The organism is Aquirufa salirivi, assembly GCF_045310485.1.
Classification (GTDB): Bacteria; Bacteroidota; Bacteroidia; order Cytophagales; family Spirosomataceae; genus Aquirufa; species Aquirufa salirivi.
This window is the reverse complement of the sequence record NZ_JBEWZH010000001.1, coordinates 194,321-214,560: the sequence shown is the minus strand read 5'-3', so window position 1 is coordinate 214,560 and position 20,240 is coordinate 194,321. Positions and strand designations below refer to the sequence as shown.

23 protein-coding genes and 1 pseudogene are annotated in these 20,240 nt (G+C 37.9%); 10 read left to right on the top strand and 14 right to left on the bottom strand.

Annotated features, from left to right (window positions below; genetic code table 11):
* Positions 1 to 75: 75 nt before the first annotated feature.
* From rpsI to U0R11_RS00840, 9 genes are all read right to left on the bottom strand, one after another.
* On the bottom strand, positions 76 to 465 hold the full coding sequence (gene rpsI, locus U0R11_RS00880) for a 30S ribosomal protein S9 (protein WP_109322236.1): 390 nt from the start codon (positions 463 to 465) through the stop codon (positions 76 to 78).
* Positions 466 to 504: 39 nt separating this feature from the next.
* A complete protein-coding gene (gene rplM, locus U0R11_RS00875; RefSeq protein WP_406749368.1) occupies positions 505 to 948 on the bottom strand; it encodes a 50S ribosomal protein L13 in 444 nt (147 codons plus the stop codon).
* A 228-nt stretch (positions 949 to 1,176) separates the two neighbouring features.
* Positions 1,177 to 2,520 (bottom strand): acetyl-CoA carboxylase biotin carboxylase subunit, encoded by a 1,344-nt coding sequence (accC, locus tag U0R11_RS00870; protein ID WP_406749367.1) that lies wholly within the window; start codon positions 2,518 to 2,520, stop codon positions 1,177 to 1,179.
* A 48-nt stretch (positions 2,521 to 2,568) separates the two neighbouring features.
* Positions 2,569 to 3,021, bottom strand: a complete 453-nt coding sequence (gene accB / locus U0R11_RS00865) for an acetyl-CoA carboxylase biotin carboxyl carrier protein (protein WP_406749366.1) — start codon at positions 3,019 to 3,021, stop codon at positions 2,569 to 2,571.
* 67 nt (positions 3,022 to 3,088) lie between these two features.
* Positions 3,089 to 3,652 carry an elongation factor P gene (efp, locus tag U0R11_RS00860; RefSeq protein ID WP_109322240.1) on the bottom strand — a complete coding sequence of 188 codons (564 nt, stop codon included), beginning with the start codon at positions 3,650 to 3,652 and terminating at the stop codon, positions 3,089 to 3,091.
* Positions 3,653 to 3,667: 15 nt separating this feature from the next.
* Positions 3,668 to 4,669: a beta-ketoacyl-ACP synthase III gene (locus U0R11_RS00855; protein WP_406749365.1), complete on the bottom strand. Its 1,002-nt coding sequence runs from the start codon at positions 4,667 to 4,669 to the stop codon at positions 3,668 to 3,670.
* Positions 4,670 to 4,693: 24 nt separating this feature from the next.
* Entirely contained in the window at positions 4,694 to 5,638 is a 945-nt protein-coding gene (gene plsX, locus U0R11_RS00850; protein ID WP_406749364.1) for a phosphate acyltransferase PlsX, read from the bottom strand.
* Positions 5,639 to 5,766: 128 nt separating this feature from the next.
* A complete protein-coding gene (gene rpmF, locus U0R11_RS00845) occupies positions 5,767 to 5,955 on the bottom strand; it encodes a 50S ribosomal protein L32 (RefSeq protein WP_109322243.1) in 189 nt (62 codons plus the stop codon).
* A gap of 22 nt (positions 5,956 to 5,977) precedes the next feature.
* On the bottom strand, positions 5,978 to 6,553 hold the full coding sequence (locus tag U0R11_RS00840) for a YceD family protein (protein ID WP_406749363.1): 576 nt from the start codon (positions 6,551 to 6,553) through the stop codon (positions 5,978 to 5,980).
* A 62-nt stretch (positions 6,554 to 6,615) separates the two neighbouring features.
* On the opposite strand from U0R11_RS00840, the gene U0R11_RS00835 reads away from it, so the two are divergent.
* The 5 genes and pseudogenes from U0R11_RS00835 (at position 6,616) to U0R11_RS00815 (ending at position 11,942) form a co-directional block, all read left to right on the top strand.
* Positions 6,616 to 7,251, top strand: coding sequence for a phosphatase PAP2 family protein (locus U0R11_RS00835; protein ID WP_406749362.1), 636 nt, complete (start codon positions 6,616 to 6,618; stop codon positions 7,249 to 7,251).
* Positions 7,229 to 8,887, top strand: coding sequence for an ArnT family glycosyltransferase (locus U0R11_RS00830; protein ID WP_406749361.1), 1,659 nt, complete (start codon positions 7,229 to 7,231; stop codon positions 8,885 to 8,887). Before U0R11_RS00835 ends, U0R11_RS00830 begins: the two co-directional genes overlap by 23 nt.
* Before the next feature lie 551 nt (positions 8,888 to 9,438).
* A pseudogene (locus U0R11_RS00825) lies at positions 9,439 to 9,763 on the top strand (transposase).
* A 219-nt stretch (positions 9,764 to 9,982) separates the two neighbouring features.
* Positions 9,983 to 10,903 carry a helix-turn-helix domain-containing protein gene (locus U0R11_RS00820; RefSeq protein ID WP_406749360.1) on the top strand — a complete coding sequence of 307 codons (921 nt, stop codon included), beginning with the start codon at positions 9,983 to 9,985 and terminating at the stop codon, positions 10,901 to 10,903.
* Positions 10,904 to 10,985: 82 nt separating this feature from the next.
* Positions 10,986 to 11,942 carry an aldo/keto reductase gene (locus U0R11_RS00815; protein WP_406749359.1) on the top strand — a complete coding sequence of 319 codons (957 nt, stop codon included), beginning with the start codon at positions 10,986 to 10,988 and terminating at the stop codon, positions 11,940 to 11,942.
* Between the two features lie 172 nt (positions 11,943 to 12,114).
* Here the strand turns inward: U0R11_RS00815 and U0R11_RS00810 are convergent, their stop codons facing one another.
* The 3 genes from U0R11_RS00810 to U0R11_RS00800 all read right to left on the bottom strand — a co-directional run bounded on the left by U0R11_RS00810 (position 12,115) and on the right by U0R11_RS00800 (position 14,653).
* A complete protein-coding gene (locus U0R11_RS00810) occupies positions 12,115 to 13,035 on the bottom strand; it encodes a helix-turn-helix domain-containing protein (protein ID WP_406749358.1) in 921 nt (306 codons plus the stop codon).
* A gap of 315 nt (positions 13,036 to 13,350) precedes the next feature.
* Positions 13,351 to 14,103 (bottom strand): SDR family oxidoreductase, encoded by a 753-nt coding sequence (locus U0R11_RS00805; protein ID WP_406749357.1) that lies wholly within the window; start codon positions 14,101 to 14,103, stop codon positions 13,351 to 13,353.
* A gap of 202 nt (positions 14,104 to 14,305) precedes the next feature.
* Positions 14,306 to 14,653: a winged helix-turn-helix transcriptional regulator gene (locus U0R11_RS00800; RefSeq protein WP_406749356.1), complete on the bottom strand. Its 348-nt coding sequence runs from the start codon at positions 14,651 to 14,653 to the stop codon at positions 14,306 to 14,308.
* Between the two features lie 110 nt (positions 14,654 to 14,763).
* Here U0R11_RS00800 and U0R11_RS00795 point away from each other — a divergent pair, with 110 nt between their 5' ends.
* On the top strand, positions 14,764 to 15,519 hold the full coding sequence (locus U0R11_RS00795) for an SDR family NAD(P)-dependent oxidoreductase (protein ID WP_406749355.1): 756 nt from the start codon (positions 14,764 to 14,766) through the stop codon (positions 15,517 to 15,519).
* On the opposite strand, the gene U0R11_RS00790 is transcribed toward U0R11_RS00795, so the two are convergent.
* Both U0R11_RS00790 and U0R11_RS00785 read right to left on the bottom strand, forming a co-directional pair.
* Positions 15,479 to 15,799 carry a hypothetical protein gene (locus U0R11_RS00790; protein WP_406749354.1) on the bottom strand — a complete coding sequence of 107 codons (321 nt, stop codon included), beginning with the start codon at positions 15,797 to 15,799 and terminating at the stop codon, positions 15,479 to 15,481. The genes U0R11_RS00795 and U0R11_RS00790 overlap by 41 nt on opposite strands.
* Positions 15,800 to 15,928: 129 nt before the next feature.
* The gene (locus tag U0R11_RS00785; RefSeq protein WP_406749353.1) at positions 15,929 to 16,348 is read right to left on the bottom strand and encodes a nucleoside-diphosphate kinase; all 420 of its coding nucleotides are present in this window, start codon (positions 16,346 to 16,348) and stop codon (positions 15,929 to 15,931) included.
* A 72-nt stretch (positions 16,349 to 16,420) separates the two neighbouring features.
* On the opposite strand from U0R11_RS00785, the gene U0R11_RS00780 reads away from it, so the two are divergent.
* The 4 genes from U0R11_RS00780 to U0R11_RS00765 all read left to right on the top strand — a co-directional run bounded on the left by U0R11_RS00780 (position 16,421) and on the right by U0R11_RS00765 (position 20,240).
* Positions 16,421 to 17,449, top strand: coding sequence for a DHH family phosphoesterase (locus U0R11_RS00780; RefSeq protein WP_406749352.1), 1,029 nt, complete (start codon positions 16,421 to 16,423; stop codon positions 17,447 to 17,449).
* A gap of 52 nt (positions 17,450 to 17,501) precedes the next feature.
* Positions 17,502 to 18,365 carry an FKBP-type peptidyl-prolyl cis-trans isomerase gene (locus tag U0R11_RS00775; RefSeq protein ID WP_406749351.1) on the top strand — a complete coding sequence of 288 codons (864 nt, stop codon included), beginning with the start codon at positions 17,502 to 17,504 and terminating at the stop codon, positions 18,363 to 18,365.
* A gap of 118 nt (positions 18,366 to 18,483) precedes the next feature.
* The gene (locus U0R11_RS00770; RefSeq protein WP_406749350.1) at positions 18,484 to 19,338 is read left to right on the top strand and encodes an FKBP-type peptidyl-prolyl cis-trans isomerase; all 855 of its coding nucleotides are present in this window, start codon (positions 18,484 to 18,486) and stop codon (positions 19,336 to 19,338) included.
* A gap of 5 nt (positions 19,339 to 19,343) precedes the next feature.
* Positions 19,344 to 20,240 carry an FKBP-type peptidyl-prolyl cis-trans isomerase gene (locus U0R11_RS00765; RefSeq protein ID WP_406749349.1) on the top strand — a complete coding sequence of 299 codons (897 nt, stop codon included), beginning with the start codon at positions 19,344 to 19,346 and terminating at the stop codon, positions 20,238 to 20,240.

Genomic DNA, 20,240 nt, shown 5'->3' with positions numbered 1-20,240 from the left:
AGTTTAAGAATGAGGAAAAATGAAAATGTGGAAAAGGCATCGGCAACAGACAAGCCCTTTCCACGCAATTTGGGATTAACGTTTAGAGAATTGGAATCTCTTACGCGCCTTTCTTCTACCGGGTTTCTTACGTTCTACCATGCGTGGATCACGCGTCAGGAAACCTTCTTTTTTCAAAGGTGAACGTAATTCCGAGTCTTGCGTTTGCAATGCACGAGAAATAGCTAAGCGTAAAGCTTCAGCTTGTCCTTTGATTCCACCACCATCTACGTTAGCGGTTACGTCAAAAGAACCTAATGTGTTGGTTAATGCGAAAGGCTGATTAACGACAATCTGAAGAATTTCAGATGGGAAGTAATCAGTCATCGTACGGCCGTTGATTTTAATCTGGCCTTTACCAGGGGTCATAGAAATACGGGCGATTGCCGTCTTTCTTCTACCGATTTTGCTTGTTAATTCTGCCATTTGATTGAGGATTGACCTATTTTTGGGTCATATTGTCCGTTAAAACTTTATTTCTTTTGGTTGTTGAGCTGCATGTGGGTGCTCGGTACCAGCATATACAAATAGGTTAGTGAATAAATCACGTCCTAAACGATTTTTTGGTAACATACCTTTCACCGCAGATTCTATCACACCGCGTGGGTTCTTAACTAACACCTCACGTGGAGTAGCAAAACGCTGTCCACCTGGATATCCTGTGTGACGGATGTACACCTTGTCAGTCATTTTCTTTCCTGTCAAGCGAACTTTCTCCGCATTGATCACAATGACATTGTCACCACAATCTACGTGTGGAGTAAATGAAGGCTTGTGCTTGCCACGAATAATTTTTGCGATTTCAGAACATAAACGTCCTAAAATTTGATTTTCAGCATCTACCACCACCCAGTCTTTCTGTACTGTAGCCTTATTGGCGGAGATGGTTTTGTAACTTAAAGTATCCACTATAGTATTGTTTAACTGTTGAATCGTACCATCAAGACCACGGAATTTGTCTTAAGGATTTGATTATGACCTATTTTGCAACTAAACGGGCATTCAATCGAAAAAATGGGAGTGCAAATTTAGAAATTCAAAGACTAATATCCAAGCGACATCTCAAAAAATTATAATATATGTACATAAACAAAAAAGGAGGCACATGCCTCCTTCCTTGAATGACTATTTTTGCTCTTATAGATTGCTTAAATCAAAGCTGTCCATAAAAGCAGTTGTGAACTTACCCGATTGAAAACCAGGGTCATCCATTAATTTGATATGGAATGGAATCGTCGTTTTAATTCCTTCAATGACAAACTCTTGTAAAGCCCGTTTCATACGTAACAAGACTTCTTCTCTACTTTGGCCGCTCACAATAACCTTCGCAATCATGGAATCATAATTGGGAGGAATGGTATAGCCCGAGTAAACATGTGAGTCAATACGTACGCCATGTCCGCCAGGTAAATGCAAATTGGTAATTTTACCAGGTGATGGGCGGAAGCCATTGGCTGGATCTTCCGCATTAATCCGACATTCCAAAGCAAATAATTTCGGGAAATAGTTTTGACCCGTAATCGGAATTCCAGCCGCTACTTTGATTTGTTCCTTGATTAAGTCGAAATCCGTTACTTCTTCCGTAATCGGGTGTTCTACTTGAATACGTGTATTCATTTCCATGAAATAGAAGTCGCCATTTTTGTCCACTAAAAACTCGATGGTTCCAGCGCCTTCATATCGAATAGCCGAAGCACCAGCCACAGCCGCAGCTCCCATACGGGTACGCAAATCATCCGTTAAGGCAGGTGAAGGTGTTTCTTCACATAATTTTTGATGACGACGCTGGATGGAACAATCTCGTTCAGATAAGTGACAAACCGTTCCGAATTTATCTCCAACTACTTGAATTTCAATATGACGAGGTTCCTCCACGAATTTCTCCATGTACATACCGTCGTTTCCGAAGGCAGCTGCTGCCTCCATTTTGGCATCATCCCAAAGTTTGGCAAATTCCGATTCTTCCCGGATGATACGCATTCCTCGTCCACCACCTCCAGCCGTAGCTTTGATGATGACTGGATATTTAATTATTTTGGCTAATTCAATCGCTTCTTCAACGGTATCCAATAAACCATCCGAACCAGGAATGACAGGAACACCTGCTTTTTTCATGGTATCTTTAGCGGTAGCTTTATCTCCCATGGAATTGATCATTTCAGCGGATGCTCCGATGAACTTGATTCCATGTTCTTCACAAATACGAGAAAACTCCGCATTTTCTGATAGAAAGCCATAACCAGGGTGAATCGCATCAGCACCAGTAACTTCTGCCGCTGAAATGATGGCTGGAATACTTAAATAAGATAGCTTGCTAGGAGGGGGGCCAATACAAACCGCCTCATCCGCAAAACGAACATGCAAGCTATCGCGATCTGCCGTGGAAAATACAGCCACCGTTTTGATGCCCATCTCCTTGCAGGTACGAATGATACGAAGGGCGATCTCCCCACGATTCGCAATGAGTATTTTTTTAAACATAGTAATTCTTTTTTGGCGCGCTCTTGACTCCTAGAAGTGGCGCGTTTATTATGCTTTTTCTATTAAGAAAAGAGGTTGGTCATATTCAACAGGCGTGGCAGTATCCACTAAAATTTTAACGATTTTACCCGATACTTCTGCATCAATCTCATTGAATAATTTCATCGCCTCAATCATACAAACTGTTTTACCAGGTTCGATGCTTGATCCAACTTCTACATAATTTCCCTTATCAGGACCAGGAGCTAAATAAATAGTTCCGATCATGGGTGATTTTACCGTATATAAATTGTCTGAAACTGGAGCTGGAGCTGGAGCTGCCGCAGGTGCCGCCACAGCTACCGCCGCCACTGGTGCGGGAGTATGTACAAATGATACACTTGGAGCAGCTTCTCCATGTTTTTTAACAGAAACTTTTAATCCTTCAGTTTCGATACTAACCTCTGCTAGAGGTGATTTAGCGATATAATCCAGTAATCGCTGTATTTCTTTGGTGTCCATTCTTGATAGTATTAGGTTTACCTGCTTGTACTTATGGTACAAATGTAATAAAAATGAGATAAGCTGTTTATTTTACTCGTTCCGCATACGCATAAGTACGTGTATCTACTTTGATCACCTCGTCTTGTTCAATAAAAATGGGTACGGTAATCGTAGCGCCCGTCTCTACTGTAGCAGGTTTTTTAGGTGAGTTTGCCGTATCTCCACGAACACCAGGTTCTGTGTAAGTTACTTTTAATTCAACGAAGGGAGGTAATTCACATGAAATAGCTTCATCATTCTCCGTGTTAATTAAGATTTCAACTTCTTGACCTTCTTTCATCAAATCTGCCATCACCACCAAATTGTCGTTTAACAAGATTTGCTCAAATGATTCATTGTCCATGAAGTTATATCCATATTCATCTTTGTAGATGAATTGAAACTTTCTTCTTTCCACACGTACCGGGTAAATGCTTACTCCTGAGTTAAAGGTATTATCAATCACCTTACCAGAAGTTAAGGACCTCAATTTCGTACGAACGAAAGCAGGACCTTTACCTGGTTTTACGTGTAAAAATTCAACAATGGAAAATAAGTCATCGTTGTATTTGATGACCATTCCATTTTTAATGTCTGCTGTAGTTGCCATGTATGTAATGTAAAATTATTTCGGATCGTAAGCCCACTTCACATAAGCTGAGGCCCAAGTAAAGCCTCCACCGAAAGCTGCTAAAATTAAATTATCTCCTTTTTTTAATTGGTTTTCATAATCCCAAAGGCATAAGGGAATCGTGGCTGCCGTGGTATTACCGTAGCGCTGTATATTCAACATCACCTTATCTTCCCCAATGTTCATGCGATTTGCCGTAGCATCAATAATACGCTTATTGGCCTGATGAGGTACCAAGAATGCAATATCGTCCCCAGTCAAATGATTTCTTTCCATGATTTCAGCAGAAATATCTGCCATGCGAGTTACTGCAAATTTGAAAACGGATTGACCTTCCTGGCGAATATAATGTAGTTTTTGGTCGATCGTCTCATGTGTTGGAGGGTAAGCACTTCCACCCCCTTTTTGCATCAAACTCTCACATCCTTCACCATCTGATTTTAAAATGAAATCCTGAACTCCGGTACCCTCTTCTGTAGGTTCCAACATCACTGCTCCAGCCCCATCTCCAAAAAGGATGCAGGTGGTACGGTCAGCGTAATCTACAATGGCCGACATTTTATCGGCTCCCACCACAATGACTTTCTTATAACGACCTGATTCGATAAAGGCAGTACCTGTTCCTAATGCATTTAAAAAACCAGAACAAGCCGCTGCTAAATCGAAAGAAGCTGTCTCACGAATACCGACTGATTTACAAATCAGATTGGCACATGAAGGGAAAAAATAATCGGGCGTGACGGTGGCACAAATTAGTAAATCAACTTCCTCAGGCTTCGTATTTGTTTTCTCCAAAAGGTCCGTAACGGCTTTGGCTCCCATGTAGGAGGTACCTAAGCCTTCCCCTTTTAGAATTCTACGTTCTTTGATTCCTGTACGACTGGTGATCCATTCGTCGTTAGTTTCTACTAACTTTTCTAATTCTTCGTTGGTCAGCACATAGTCCGGTACATATCCTGCTACTCCGGTAATGGCTGCGTTTATTTTATGGGTCATGTTTCTTTAACCTAAATCTTTTTTTTATTTGTTCTCGATGATGCCCTTGATTTTCTCGCAGACTTTCGATTCCACAACGGACTTACACAGTCCAATCATGTTTTTAATGGCAACTGGACTTGATGCACCATGTGCAATAATCACATTGCCATTGATTCCAATGATAGGACTCCCTCCGTACTTTTCGTAATTGGTGTTTTCTACAAACTCATTGGTCATCCCTTGGTCCTTCATGATGTTATAGATGGACTCACCCATTTTTAACATGATGTTTCCCGTAAAGCCGTCCGTCACAATGACGTCAGCTTTTCCTTTGAAGAAATCTTTTCCTTCAATATTACCGATAAAATTAATGCTGTTGTTTGCTTTCAATAAAGCGTGGGTAGCTTGGGCTAAAATAGAACCTTTTTGTTCTTCTTCACCAATATTGATTAGACCTACGCGAGGAGATTTAATACCTGTGGTGGCTTCGAAATAAACGGAGCCTAATAAGGCAAATTGTTCCAACATTTCTGGTTTACAGTCTGCATTGGCACCAATGTCCAACATCACCGCGTATTGACCATTTGTTTGTGGAACATAACCTGCGATCGCAGGTCGTTGGATGCCTTCAATGGTTTTTACTGAGAACAAAGAGCCAACCATCATGGCGCCTGTATTTCCTGCCGAAGCAAAGACATCGGCTTTGCCCTCCTTTAAAAGACCAAACCCAATTCCGATGGAGGAATTGGGTTTTTGGGATAAAGCTCGAGTAGGGTGTTCACCCATTTCAATCACTTGATCTGCGTGAATGATTTGAATTTGCGTTCCCACATATTGATGTTCATCCAAAATCGATTGAATGATATCACGCGGACCTACGGCTAGAATTATTTCATTATTGGAAAGACTGGGAAGTGCTAAAAGTATACCCTCTAATACTGCTTTTGGAGCAAAATCTCCACCCATCACGTCGACCGCTATTTTCATCTAATTATGTTTAATTACTAAAGCTTGAGGCAAAAATAGTATTAAATTTAGTCAAAAAATAGCATTTTAACGGGATATTTTCGCTAGAAGCAAAAATAAGTTCTTTTCCTTGATAAAGAGAAATAAGACTAAGAAGAATAACCTTCTACAATCATCTTTCCTTTATAGAATAAGTTTCCTTCGTGAACGTGTGCACGGTGGAATAAATGAGTTTCTCCTGTTTGGCTATCCACAGATAATTGTCTTGGAGTGCTAAAATCGTGAGAACGTCTTTTGTCACGGCGTGTGGTTGAAATTTTTCTTTTAGGATGTGCCATTGTATGTAAATTGAATTAATTTCTAATTATTGTCTGTTAATTTTTTTAATGCTGCCCAGCGTGGGTCTATACTTTCTTCCTCTGTTTTGGGGATATCTGTATCCTTAACTGTGGTATATAAAAATTCATTTTCTGCTAATTCATCTTCTGGTTTTATAAACCTAGGATGTAATTTTTTCATAGGTACTTGTAAGGCTATGAAATCATACAAATCCTGCGATAAATTAAGTTTTGGCTCCTTCCTGTCAATCATAAACAGGTTGTCGCCCAAGTCTTCAAAATGATCCCCGTATTTGTAAATTAACTTTTCCTGAATATCAATGGGAAATTCAAATTCCTCATTGGATCGATCACAAATTAAATTCAAATAGCCTTTGATTTTCATCAAAACCTGAATCATGGTAGCCGATTTAGATAACTCTATTTCTGCCTGAAACTTGCCTTTTTGTACCCATTCCTGCTCAAAAGCCTTTAAGAAGTCATCTCCGCCCTCAAAACTATATCGGTACGATTTGTCTTCTAGGGAAATGATGGGTATCTGATAGGCATCCAATACTTTCATTGTCTCTTGCGTAAAAAGGATTGCAAAATTAGTCATTTTTTTGGAAACAGCAAGGCCAAGCTGGAACAATTTGATAAAATCTTACGACCTTTGAATTCATGATTCAACTACCTGCTTCTATCCGTTCATTTATCCGCACTTGGCTGTTCTTTGAAGTTCTTGTTTGGATTTATGTCCTTGCTTTTTCTCGGTTTGATCAAATGCGCTGGATTAATGAGTGGCATCAACCTGTGTTGGATCTCATTTTTAAGTTTTTTACCAGTTTAGCCGAAGTATTCCTACCCTTGCTTTTTGCTCTTTTTCTATACTTCCAAAAGCGTAAATGGGTTTTACCTTATTTGGGATCCTATTTGCTATCCACCTTGATTACCCAAGCTTTAAAGCATTTAGTCTTTGCTGGGAACTTGAGGCCCTTTGCCTATTTTCGAAATGAAAGTTATGACTGGTACATGGTGCCTGGGGTATTTATCAATGAATTTAATAGCATGCCTTCTGGTCATACAGCTGCAGCATGGTTTATGTTTTTCTGGATGGCTTTGGCGGCAAAATCAGCTCGCTGGGGTGTTTTCTTGGCCTGTCTGGCCGCTGGAGTAGCCCTGTCGCGCGTTTACCTTTTTCAGCATTTTCCCATCGATACGGCCGTTGGAGCTATCATCGGTGTACTTAGCTCTGCCATCCTATATTATTTGACCATCTTTAAAAAATCGGCTCATGAGTCCAATCCTTCTGCGTAAACCTTACCTTTTTTGGTTCATGATCGGCGCCTTGGTATATATTCCTTTTCTAGGTGCTAGTCATTTATTCGATTGGGATGAAATCAATTTTGCTGAGTCCGCTAGGGAAATGATTAAAACGGGCGACTACCTCAGTGTGCAGATTAATTTTATGCCTTTTTGGGAGAAACCTCCCTTATTTATATGGCTTCAGGCTTTGAGTTTTCAGTTTTTCGGAACTTTTACCGACACAGCTTGGACTAGCATGGAATTTGCTGCTCGCTTTCCCAATGCCCTCATTGGAATAGCGACACTTTTAATCTTATATCGGATAGGAACGACACATTTTTCCTCCAAAATGGGGCATTTGTGGGCCTTTTCTTATCTTGCAGCCATCACTCCTCATGTTTATGCTAGCTCAGGAATCATCGATCCTTTATTCAATTTGTTGATTTTCTTGGGTATTTATCATTTGGTTCTATCCTATTGGGAAAATTTTGCCATCAAAGAACTTCTCATTTCAGCCATTTTCATCGGTTTAGCTTTATTGACCAAAGGCCCCGTAGCGCTATTAATTTGGGGATTATGCGCCCTAACTTATGTGGTATTGAATCCAAAGGAGTGGAGCCGACTACTAGCCTGGTTGAAAGCCTTGACATGGGTGAGCATCATTGCGATTCTTTTCTTCATTTCTTGGTATGGAATCATCGCATTGAAATTTGGATCGGGGATTATTTCCGACTTTTTTGCCTATCAAATTCGCCTATTAACAACGGGTGACGCAGGTCATGGGCAACCTTTTTATTACCATGCACTCGTTTTACTTTTTGGATGTTTTCCAATCTCCATTTGGGCCATAAGTCCTTTAATTTCTCGAAAATCGGAAGTCAATTTGGCAACTCTACAAGAGCGTGATCTAAGTGTTTGGTTTCGAATATTATTTTGGGTGGTCTTGATTTTATTCAGTTTGGTTAAAACCAAGATTGTCCATTATTCCTCCATGTGTTGGATTCCATTGAGCTTTTTTTCTGCTCGTGTATTGTGCGATTGGGAGACGGGCTTGGGAACTTGGAAAAAATGGTATAGCATTGGCCTTTTGGTTATTGGCTTGCTTTTTTCCTTCATCCTATCTTTAATACCCTATATTGGAACGCATTCTTTTGAATTTATTCCTTTGATTCAAGACAAATTCGTACAAGGAAATTTGCAGGCACCCGTTTATTGGTCAGGTTTTGAAATCTTGATAGGAATAGGCTTTGCTTTGGCTATCATCTATTGGATTGCTCGCAAAGGAGCTGTTTCTTCCAAGCGAATCTATGGATTGATGATTTCAGGGATTGCCATTATTATGTTATACATGGCTTTGGTAGTACCCAAAATTGAAGGCTATACCCAGGCGACAGTCATTGATTTTTACGAATCCAAGGTGGGACAAAACGTGTACATTGAAACCGTTGGTTTCAAATCATTTGCACACCTGTTGTATTTTCAAAAATTGAGTGCCTCCCCAGATGGGGAAACACTCTTAAGGATTCAACGTGTAGATAGGCCTACCTATTTTATCATGAAAAACGATGTGGATGATGCGATGAAATATCATCCCAACATCACCTTTATGAAAGAGGAGAATGGATTTCTATTTTTTAAGCACAAATAACTAAAAAACTAACCTGAATTCGGGTTAAGAAATAGAATAAAAAAGCTGGTTCATAAGAGGTTTTTGTGTTTATTAGTAGTTGATAATCAGTTAATTAACAGTATTTATTCTTCTTATGTACCAAGATAAAATTATTGAAATCTTCGTTGAAGGTGATGATTTTGTCAAAAAATTCAAAAAGTATCTTAAAAGCAAAGAAATTGGCTTTAGAATCCAAGAAAAAAGCTAGAAATAGAGCTTCTCAAATGTCGGATTCCGAAATTATTACCATAATGATTGGATTTTGCCTTGGAGCCCATCGTTGTTTAAAACATGATACTTTCAAGTCATTAAAGAGCATTACGGCCATTTGTTTCCAAAATTGGTTTTTACAATCGTTTTATTGAATTTCAAGTAAAGGTGGTAGTGCCTTTTATGCTTTTTTTGAAAGAATGTAGATTAGCAAAGTGTAGCAGTGTTAGCTTTATTGACTCCACAACAATATAAAGTTTGTCGAAATCAAAGGATTACTTGGCACAAAACCTTTCACTGCCAAAAGAGGGAAGAGTAGTATGGGCTGGTTTTATGGTTTTAAATTGCACTTAATCATCCATGAAAAGGAAAAAATATTTGCATTTCACCTCTCGCAAGGCAATGTTGATGATCGAATTATTAAAGTTGTTCAAGAACTGACTAAGAACATTTTTGGTAAATTATTTGAAACAAGGGTTATTTAAGCAAAGCCTTGTTCGACACAATTTCAAAGCTGGAATACAGCACTACACCAAAGTAAAGAAAAATTGGAAGAATCATTTGATGTGTCTGAAAGATAAAATACTACTCCGAAAAAGAGCAATTATTGAAACTGTTAATGACGAACTGAAAAATCTCTATTAACTGGAACATTCAAGACATAGATCACTTAATGGCTTTTTGTTCAATATCATTTCAATTTTAACGGCCTACAGCTACTTTCCTCCAAAGCCATCTTTGAATATTCAAACTGAAAAAACAAACCAGCTTGTATTTTGGGCTTAATCCGAACTCAGGTTAGTAAAGGAATGCCCCAAGTATTTTAAGAATGTGTAAATTTGCAATTATTTGAATTTTACAAAAATGGAAAATATAAGTATCAAGGCTTTTTATCAAGATATCGGCTTTACTTTAGAGAATTTTTTCAATCCCAAAAATGCTAGGGATCTTGGGCATTTTAATGTTTTTGATAGTGCCAAGTTTTACCATAGCAGCAGAAACAAGGCCGAAATGGCTTATAATCGAAGGTTGTATTATAAAATCAGTTTAATAAAAGGGAGAAATCTTGTAGAGTTTGCAGGCAAATCGGTAATCATAGAAACCCAAGGTATTTTATTTGCCACACCAAAGATACCTTATAGATACATTCCACAAGACAAGGAACAAAGGGGATTTTTTTGTGTCTTTACTAAAGAGTTTTTGTCAAAATCATTGACTGGGCAGAGTTTAGATGATTTTCCAATTTATAAAATCAATAGTGATTTTGTATATCAACTCTCTGACGAGCAGTATGCTAAGCTTGAAATTATATTCAAAAAAATGGATGAAGAATTATCTGCTGACTATGCATATAAGTATGACCTGATACGCAACTACGTGTTAGAGCTTATTCATGCTGGCCAAAAATTGAAACCCATAGATAGTTTATCCAACGCCACAAACGCTTCTAGTAGAATTACTTCGCTTTTTATTGAGCTGCTAGAAAGGCAGTTTCCAATTGAAAATCATTCTCAGGTAATTCAACTCAAAACACCCACTGATTTTGCTAAAACGTTAGGTATACATATCAATCATTTAAATAAAGTATTGAAAGAAGCTACGGGCAAAAGCACTACTGAAATAGTAAATGGAAGAATTGCTGAAGAAGCTAAAATTCTACTCAAACAAACCCAATGGAATATTTCTGAGATTGCTTATACGCTTGGTTTTGAAGAAGTAGCCCATTTCTCTAATTTTTTTAAGAAACACACTCTTTTTTCACCACTGAAATATAGAAATGATTGAATTTTGTAAATTATAGATTGACCTTTGCAAAGGTTACTTATTTATTTTGGTTGAACTTTGCACTTAACTAAAATATATAAAAATGAACAAGTCAACAAGATTAGGAAATAGCACACTTCAAATAAACCGACTGGGTCTTGGCTGTATGGGGATGTCAGAGTTTTATGGTGCTTTTGATGAAGCAGAGTCTATAAAAACTTTGCAGGAGGCGATTGAATTAGGTGTAAATTTTTTTGATACAGCCCACATGTATGGTAGTGGGGCTAATGAAAAATTACTTGGAAAAGCTTTTTCAGGCAAATGGAACGATATAGTGGTGGCTACTAAGTTTGGTGTGTTGCGTGGGCCAAATGGCGAATGGTTAGGACTGAATGGACAACCTGAGTATATCAAAGAAGCTTGTGAGCTGAGTTTGACAAATTTAGGCGTTGAAACTATTGATTTATTTTACATGCATCGACAAGCACCTGATGTGGATATAGAGACGATTGTAGGTGCTATGTCTGATTTAGTAAAAGAAGGAAAAGTAAAATACATAGGCATATCTGAAGTAAATGCCGAAACCATTCGTAGAGCCCATAAGGTGCATCCGATAAGTGCAGTCCAATGTGAGTTTTCACTATGGTCTCGTGAACCCGAACAAGAGATTTTAGAAGTTTGTAAAGAGCTTGGAATAACCTTTGTTTCATACAGCCCGCTAGGTAGAGGATTTTTGACAGGTGCTTATAAAAGTAGGGCCGATTTTGAAGCTGGCGATTTTAGATTGGACAATCCCCGATTTACCGAAGAAGCCTTTCAAGGAAATTTAAAATTTATAGAAATAATTGATCAAATAGCAAATGGCAAAGGTGTAACTAAAGCCCAAATAGCCCTAGCTTGGATATTGAGCCAATATGAAGAAATCATAGCTATACCTGGTACAAGAAAAATACATAGATTGGAAGAAAATTTAGGTGCATACAATATTGAGCTAACCTTATCTGATTTAGAATTGATTGAAAAATCTATTCCAAAAGATACAGTAGGTAGTAGATATTAATTTTGAAAACAAGGGAATAGGACTGCAGAATACAATCCTTATTCCAACCTTATTCCAAGAATTTTTTACTCATTTCGGTACCATCCTATTATGTGTTTAAATGTAAAAAAAAATAATGAAGGCCAAAACCAACACTATTTTCTACTTACACACTTTAAGAGATGGGGCCACTCTAACTAAAACTAGCCCGAAACTCTAATGGTGACACGTTGGTTTTACTTTTAAACAGCTTGCTAAAGCTCTGGCTATGTTCAAAGCCTAATTCATAAGCAATCTCCGAAACCGTAAGATTAGTCGTTGATAGTTTTTCTTTGGCTTTTTCGATGAGTTTATTGTGGATGTGCTGTTGAGTGTTTTGACCTGTAAGGCTACGCAATAAATCACTCAAATAATTTGGGGAAAGGTGTAGATTTTCAGAAAGGACCTGTACTGTTGGAATTCCTTGCATTAAAGATGTATCGGAATTGAAATAGCCGTCCAAAATAGCTTCTAACTTTTGTATTAAATCATTATTTATCGCTTTGCGAGTAATGAATTGTCGTTTATAAAAACGATTACTATAATTCAATAACAATTCAATTTGAGACACTACGACATCTTGGCTATAGTCATCAATTCTTTCGTTGAGCTCTTTTTGCATGATTTCAAAAACAGAAAAGATGATATCTTTTTCACTATCTGATAAATGCAAAGCTTCGCTTACATCGTATGAAAAAAACCCATACTGTTTTATGTTTTTTGAAAGTGGGTATTTCAATAAAAAATCGGGATGGATGAACAACGTATATCCCGAATAGTCGCTATTATGATCACCATTTGTGCCACCTAACTGATTAGGCTGGGTGAATAACATGCCACCTTCATCAAAATCATAAAAGCTTTGACCATACTTGATTTTGCCTTTTAGATTTGTTTTATAGGAAATTTTATAAAAGTTATGAATAAATGACTTTGGTAGCTTTGAAAGATCAAAACGATTGTCTAAGTTTTCTATTAAACTTATTAGAGGATGCTTGGGCTTTGGTAGCTCAAGCATCCTATGTAATTGAGACAAGGATTCAAATCTATATGGTATATCTTCTTCCTTTTTCATTATGTAAAATTTTAATTTTGAATGACATAAACATTATTTAATATTTTCGAATGCACTTGCCCTGGACGTAATGCCTATTTATTCAACCATTTTGAAAATATCCGAGTATAAAATGGCAATAGTATATAAACCATAACAGGAACTAAAAAACCTGTAAGTATACATGTTCGCAAAGGCAAAGGAATTTCTATTAAATACTCTCCGAAAACATAGAAAATCAATGTTATTAATGGATATATCGCAAGCCAAATCAGAAATGTTGTTTTATGTTTTGTGTTCTTACTCATTTTTATTTTTAATAGATTATGAAAATTTCTACCAGGGTATTTCTCCTGTTACTGGATTGGTTTCTTCGCAAAAAAGCTTCCCTGTTGGACCATCTTGTTCAAGTAAGGCATACTTTACAATTCTTTTTCCTGCATCTTCAACTGTACCTGTGCCACGATGTGCATTGAAATCAGTTTTGGTAAATCCTGGACTAACTGCATTGACTTTAAAAGCCGTGTCTTTAAGTTCATAAGCTAATATGACCGTGTACATGTTTAGGGCAGCTTTTGATGAATGGTAAACTGCCCCTTTGAAATTGTAATACTTGTATGTTGGGTCGCATGATAAGGTTATAGAACCTTGACTGGAACTTACGTTGACAATTCTTGGCTCGTCAGACTTTTGCATTAAGTCTATAAATGCTTGCGTAACTCTAACAACACCAAACACATTTGTTTCGTAAACAGTATTAAATTGTTGCATGGTTGCAGAAAGTGCTGATTGAGGCATTCCACCATTAATACCTGCGTTGTTTACAAGAATGTCTAATACATTGCTTTGGTCGCCAATTATTTTTCGTGCTTTTTGCACGGATTCGTCATTGTCAACATCTATTGCAATTGCTTCAACACTCTTAAACCCTGCTGATTTAAGTTCTTCAACGGCTTTCTGCCCACTTTCTAAATTGCGGCTTCCTAGATAAACAAACACGTTGTTTTGTAAAAGCTGTCTTGCTACTTCTAAGCCAATGCTTTTGTTAGCTCCTGTGACTAATGCTACTTTTTTATTCTCCTTTGTCATTTTTAATTATATTTTTAACTATTTGATATGCAAAGGTCAAAAGATTGTCTTTCCTACATGTAGCCAAATTGGGGTATTGTGTAGGTGAAATGAGGATTGTGAGTTTTCGCATTAGGGATAGTAATGAAAATCCTTTTTGAGGTACGAACAAAGATTGCTTTGAATAGCCCGACCCGCAGGGAAATGCCCCAATAGTCTTAATCTAATTCTTGATCAACTTGTACTTTTCATTAGGTTCATAGGTATCGTACCATGCTACTACATGGCCAAGGATGGGTAATAAATCTAAACCTTTTTGAGTAAGTGAATACTCTACTCGTGGCGGGGTTTCGCTAAATGACTGCCTAATTACAATACCATCTTCTTCTAATTCTTTGAGCTGCTCTGTTAAAACTTTTCGAGTAATTAAAGAAATATAAGCATCTAGTTGTCCAAAACGAACCTTTTTATCTTGTATAACCCAAACAATGATGGGCTTCCATTTTGTGCCAATTACTGCCATTGACCTTGTAAGCGTACAATCCGAAAAACTAAATCGTTCATCTTTCATTTTGATTTTATTTAAATGTTACTGCAAAGTAACTACTTTATTTTCTTATAAGTATCATAACGAAACAATTAAAAGTACCTTTATGAAACAAATAAAAATAATATAAAAAAATGAATAAAGATTTAACAAACAAAGTTGCCATTGTCACGGGTGCATCAAAAGGAATTGGTGTAGGAATAGCAAAACAATTGAGTACAGCTGGTGCAAAAGTGATCGTGAATTATGCATCGAGCAAGGCAGATGCCGAAAGAGTAGTTGGTGAAATTACAGCTAATGGTGGCACTGCTATGGCCATTCAAGCGGATGTATCAAAAGCGACTGATGTAAAAAGGCTATTTGAAGAAACCAACAATGCGTTTGGCAACATAGACATTTTAGTAAATAATGCTGGGGTATTTGAGGTAGCATCTTATGAAGCTTCAACGGAGGATGCATTCCACAGAATGTTTAATATTAATGTGCTAGGAACACTGATTGCATCGCAAGAGGCCGTAAAACACTTTGAAGGGAAGGGTGGAAGTATCATCAATATTAGCTCGGTAGTTAGCAAAAATCCTGAACCTTTTGTGTCACTATATTCAGCATCAAAAGCAGCTGTAAGTATGTTGACAAAGGCGAGTTCACAGGAACTTGGGCCTAAAAATATTCGTGTGAATTCTATTTTGCCTGGTACGATTCATACAGAAGGCTTGATTAACTTAGGTATTGAAAAAGATTCTGATATGCTTAAAGGATTAGTTGCTAGGGTTGCCTTAGGGCGATTAGCGAAACCAACAGATGTAGGCGATTTAGTAGTTTTTCTTTCTTCTGATGAGGCTACTATGATTACAGGCCAAGAGATTGATATTTCAGGGGGAATGAGGTAAGATTTGAATATATTAGTAAGAAGCCACAAATTTGTATTTGTGGCTTCTTCGCATTAGGGATAGAAACGAAAATCCTTTCTAATTCTTCGGTAAGTTCTACTAATTCTAAACCAACGAGTTCTGATGGTCTTTTTAGTTCTCTCACTATACCTTCTTCATCTATGGCTACAACATCTTTGGGCTTGGTAACTTTGTGGTGTTTTTTGATTCCTTCCAATGACCAATCTCTATCAATATAAGAAATGCCATGTTCTAAGCACAGCCCTGTATTGTCTAACACTAAGCCATTTTATTTACCAGATAATGTTCGCATACAACGGCCTAAAGCTACTTTCCCCCAAAGGCATCTTTGAATATTCAAACTGAAAAAACAAACCAACTTGTACTTTGGACTTAACCCGAACTTAGGTTAAACTAATTCTTTTTCCGTAAAGAAGAATGCCCCTTCAACGGCTGCATTTTCGTCTGAATCAGAACCATGAATGGCATTGGATTCCAAAGATCTCGCAAATTGCTTACGAATAGTTCCTTCGGCTGCTTGTGCTGGGTTGGTAGCACCGATAAGTTTGCGGAAATCCTCCACAGCATTTTCTTTTTCTAAAACCATGGGAATGATGGCTCCTGAGCACATGTAATCACACAAACTTTGGAAGAATGGTCGCTCCGCGTGAACGGCATAAAACGCACCTGCTTCTTCACTACTTAATTGTACTTTTTTAAGAGCAATGATTTTAAATCCGGCAGCTTCAATTTGTTGAATGATGGGTCCTGTGAATCCATCAGCGACAGCATCCGGCTTAATCATGGTAAAGGTGCGATTTGTAGGCATAGTAAAATTTTTATTCAAATTTATCTTTAACTTTGCGAACGCCCAAATTTATTATGGCGCTTTATTAATTTTATGTCTTCCATTTCGGCGCTTCACGCACAATTAACCTCTGGTACTAAGGCAGTCATTACGACGCACTTTAATCCTGATTCAGATGCCATCGGTTCATCACTCGCCTGGCAAAATTATTTAAACCAATTGGGTTTAGAAGTAAGTGTCATCGTACCATCAGCGGTTTCGGCGAACTTAACATGGATGCCAGGTGCCGAGCAAATTCTGAATTTTGAAGATACCTTGCATCGAGTTCAAATCGAGGCTTTGTTGAAGGGAGCCGCTTTTATTTTTTGTTTGGATTTTTCAGGTATGCAACGTTTGCATGGATTAAGTCACCCCATCAAGGCAGCGCGGGGAATAAAAGTGGTGATCGATCATCATTTAAATCCTGAGGACTTTGGAGATTATTATTACCACCGCATCACGGCTGCTTCTACCTGTGAGCTGATTTTTGATTTAATTCAAGAATGGGGAGATGATGCCTGTATCAATGAAGAAATGGGTTCATGTTTGTATTCTGGTATTATGACCGACACGGGCTCATTCCGACATCCGAACACCACGGCTCATGTGCATGAAGTCGTTGCCCAGCTCATTCAAAAGGGAGTCAATACCAATGCCATCCATCGAAAGATTTTTGATTCAGCTAGTTTAGATCGTTTACGATTTTTAGGACATGTCTTGGCGAACCGATTGGATTATTTGCCAGAATATCATTTGTCTTTGATGTGGATCACCGAGGAAGATCAGAAACAATATAATTCACAAGCTGGAGATACAGAGGGAATTGTGAATTATGGACTGCAAATAGCGGGTGCCATTTGGGCCATCTTATTGATTCAGAGGCCAGATGGGATTAAACTGTCTTTTCGTTCCATTGAGCCATTTGCTGTGAATGAATTCGCATCTAAGTATTTTGAGGGTGGTGGGCATAAAAATGCTTCCGGTGGTCGATTTTCTTCTAGCTCCATCGAGGGAGCGAAGGAAAAATTGCAAGAAGTGTTACCTTTGTATCTTTCTGAAATAAATCGAGTTAAAAATTTATAAACGAAACAATCTAAAACAATCCATAACAGACTTAGGTCTCAACAAAACAATCATGCGTAAACAACTCATTGGTCTTTTATCCGCAGTCGTATTATTGTCTGCATGTAATCAAAACAAAGTCGAGGTGATCGACGGAGTGAAAATTCAATTTCACAGTCATGACGACAAAGCCAAAAAATTAAAAGATGGAGACATCATTACTTTTGGATTAGTAATTAAAAATTCAACGGATTCTGTTTTGCAGGACACATACAAAGAAGGAAAACCAGGTAAAGGAATGATCCAAGCGCCGAATAACGCTCCAGGTTCTTTCAAGGGAACTTTTGAAAATGGTTTACGTTTATTAGCATTAGGCGACAGTGCGACCATTTTGGTTCCTATTGATAGCTTAACCAAGAACATTCAAGCGCCCCTGCCTCCATTCTTGAAGCCAGGTTCTGATTTGAAATACACCGTGAAGGTATTAAAAGTGCAATCTCGTGCGGAGTTTGAAAAAGAAATGGAAAAAGAAGCTGCTGTGAATAAGCAAGCTGCGGCAGGAAAATTAGCGCAAGAGCCTAAAGTGATAGCTGACTATGTAGCCAAATCAGGTAAGACATTCCAAAAATCTGCTTCAGGTTTATATTATTCTATCCTTAGCCCAGGTGCTGGTGTTTCGGCTAAAATGGGTGAGACTTGGACTGTAAATTACCGTGGTTCATTCTTAGACGGTAAAGAATTTGATAAAGGCAGTGCCGCTGAAATGCCATTAGGTCAAATGATTCCAGGTTTTAATGAGGCGTTGACTTTATTGAAAAAAGGAGGGAAAGGCGTATTTGTGATTCCGTCTGCCTTAGGTTATGGAGATCAAGAGCGTGGTCCTATTCCAGCCAACTCGGTATTGGTATTTGAAGTAGAGTTATTGAACAAAAAATAAATTTTAAGGGGATTTCGGTCCCCTTTCTTATTTATTCCATACGAATCCGATAGCATTTTCGTTTAGTATGGAATAAAATGGAGTGAATTAGTGAATGTATATGATGATGGTCAATCGAATGTTTGTTAGAATTAGTGCTTTTTTAGCTTTGACTTTGGGTTTGGGGGCTTGCTTAAGCAATGTGGAATTGGTAGATGAAATTAGAGCCAAAGAAAATCAAGCTCAGATTGCTTCTTATTTTTCTAAACTTGGACAAAGCCCGATTGTCATGGAAAATGGGGCTTATTATGTGGTCACCAAGAGTAATCAAGGAGGCGAATTAGCGACCAAAGGCGATACGCTCTCGGTCCATTACGAATTCGCAAATTTGGTCACGGGTCAAGTTTTGGATAGTACAGATCGCAAGTTAAACGCGCCTTACGTTTACCGTTATGGTTTTACCAATCCAGTGTTTAGTCGTTTGATGGCTTTTGTACGGGAAGGGGAAGAAGCTGTCATGGCTTTGCCAGGAACATCTCAGGATTTTCCAGGTCTTCCTGCTTATACACCCATGAAAGTTACGATTAAGTCCTACAAAGTTCGCTCACAAACAGATAATATCAATGAGTTTATTGCAGCAAGAAAATATGTTGTAACAGAAACTACCGAAGAAGGTTTACGTTTCATTCAGCTCGTGAAAGGAACGGGAGAATTACCAGCTACAGGAAAAGTAGTGAAGATTAAATATACGGGTAGATTCCTAAATGGTTTTGCCTTTGATGGTAATATGTTGAAAACGGATAGCCTTTCTGTGACCATTGGTGGGACACAAACAGTACAGGGATTCCAAAAAGGAATTGAAAAAATGCGTTTGGGTGAAAAAGCAATTTTAGTATTTCCTTCCACCTTGGGTTACGGTCAATCAGGTTCTGGATCCATTCCAGGTTATACACCTCTGATGTTTGAAGTTTATTTAGCCAAAATTAATGAGTAGTTACCATGAATAGAAGTACAATTTACCTAAGTTTAGTTTTCATACTGGCAATTTTCGGATTTTCAAGTTGCAATTTTAATGCCATAGACCAACAAGTTGAAAATAACGATAGTGAAATTCAAAAATACATTACGAATAATAAGTTAAATGCCCAGAAGTCACCTGAAGGCATGTATTATTCCATTTTATCTGCTGGAACCTCTGGCAAGCAAGCCAATTATACGGATTTAGTTAAGTTTCACTATGTGATGACCTTATTAAATGGCTCTAAAGTAGATTCCACTTCACGCGTATTAAAACAACCCAGGGGCTTTGTGACCGGAAGTTTTGAAAGTATTTTTTCACTTCCATTGCGTTATATGAAAGAAGGGGACAAGGGAGTATTTATTTTACCAGCCAATCTAGCCTTTGGTGGTAGTTCTTATGGTAATGGATTAATTCCCGCCTTTTCAGTCATTAAAATAGATATAGAGTTGCTTTCCATTCAAACGGAAAATCAGGTGATCGAAGAAATGAAGAAAACCTATAATGTCAATAATCCAGAAGTGACAGCCACAGGTTTGATTTTTCAAAAAACAATTTCCAATCCTACTGGTAAAGTATTAACTCCTGCACAAACTTATTTGGTAAATTATACAGGACGGTTAGGCTTTAGTTATTTAAAATTAGATGCTGCTGGAAAGGTTATTTTTGATCCAATTTTTGATTCCCGTACGGGCGCTTCTATGTTGGTAGGTGCGGGTCAGCTAATTTCAGGTTTTGATGAAGGAATCATGAAATTAAAAATGGGTGAAAAGGCCATGATCATCATACCTTCAAAATTGGGGTATGGTGCTAATAATCAAGGTTCAATTCCTGCGAACTCCCCATTGTGTTTTGAAATAGAAGTTCCTATTCAATAA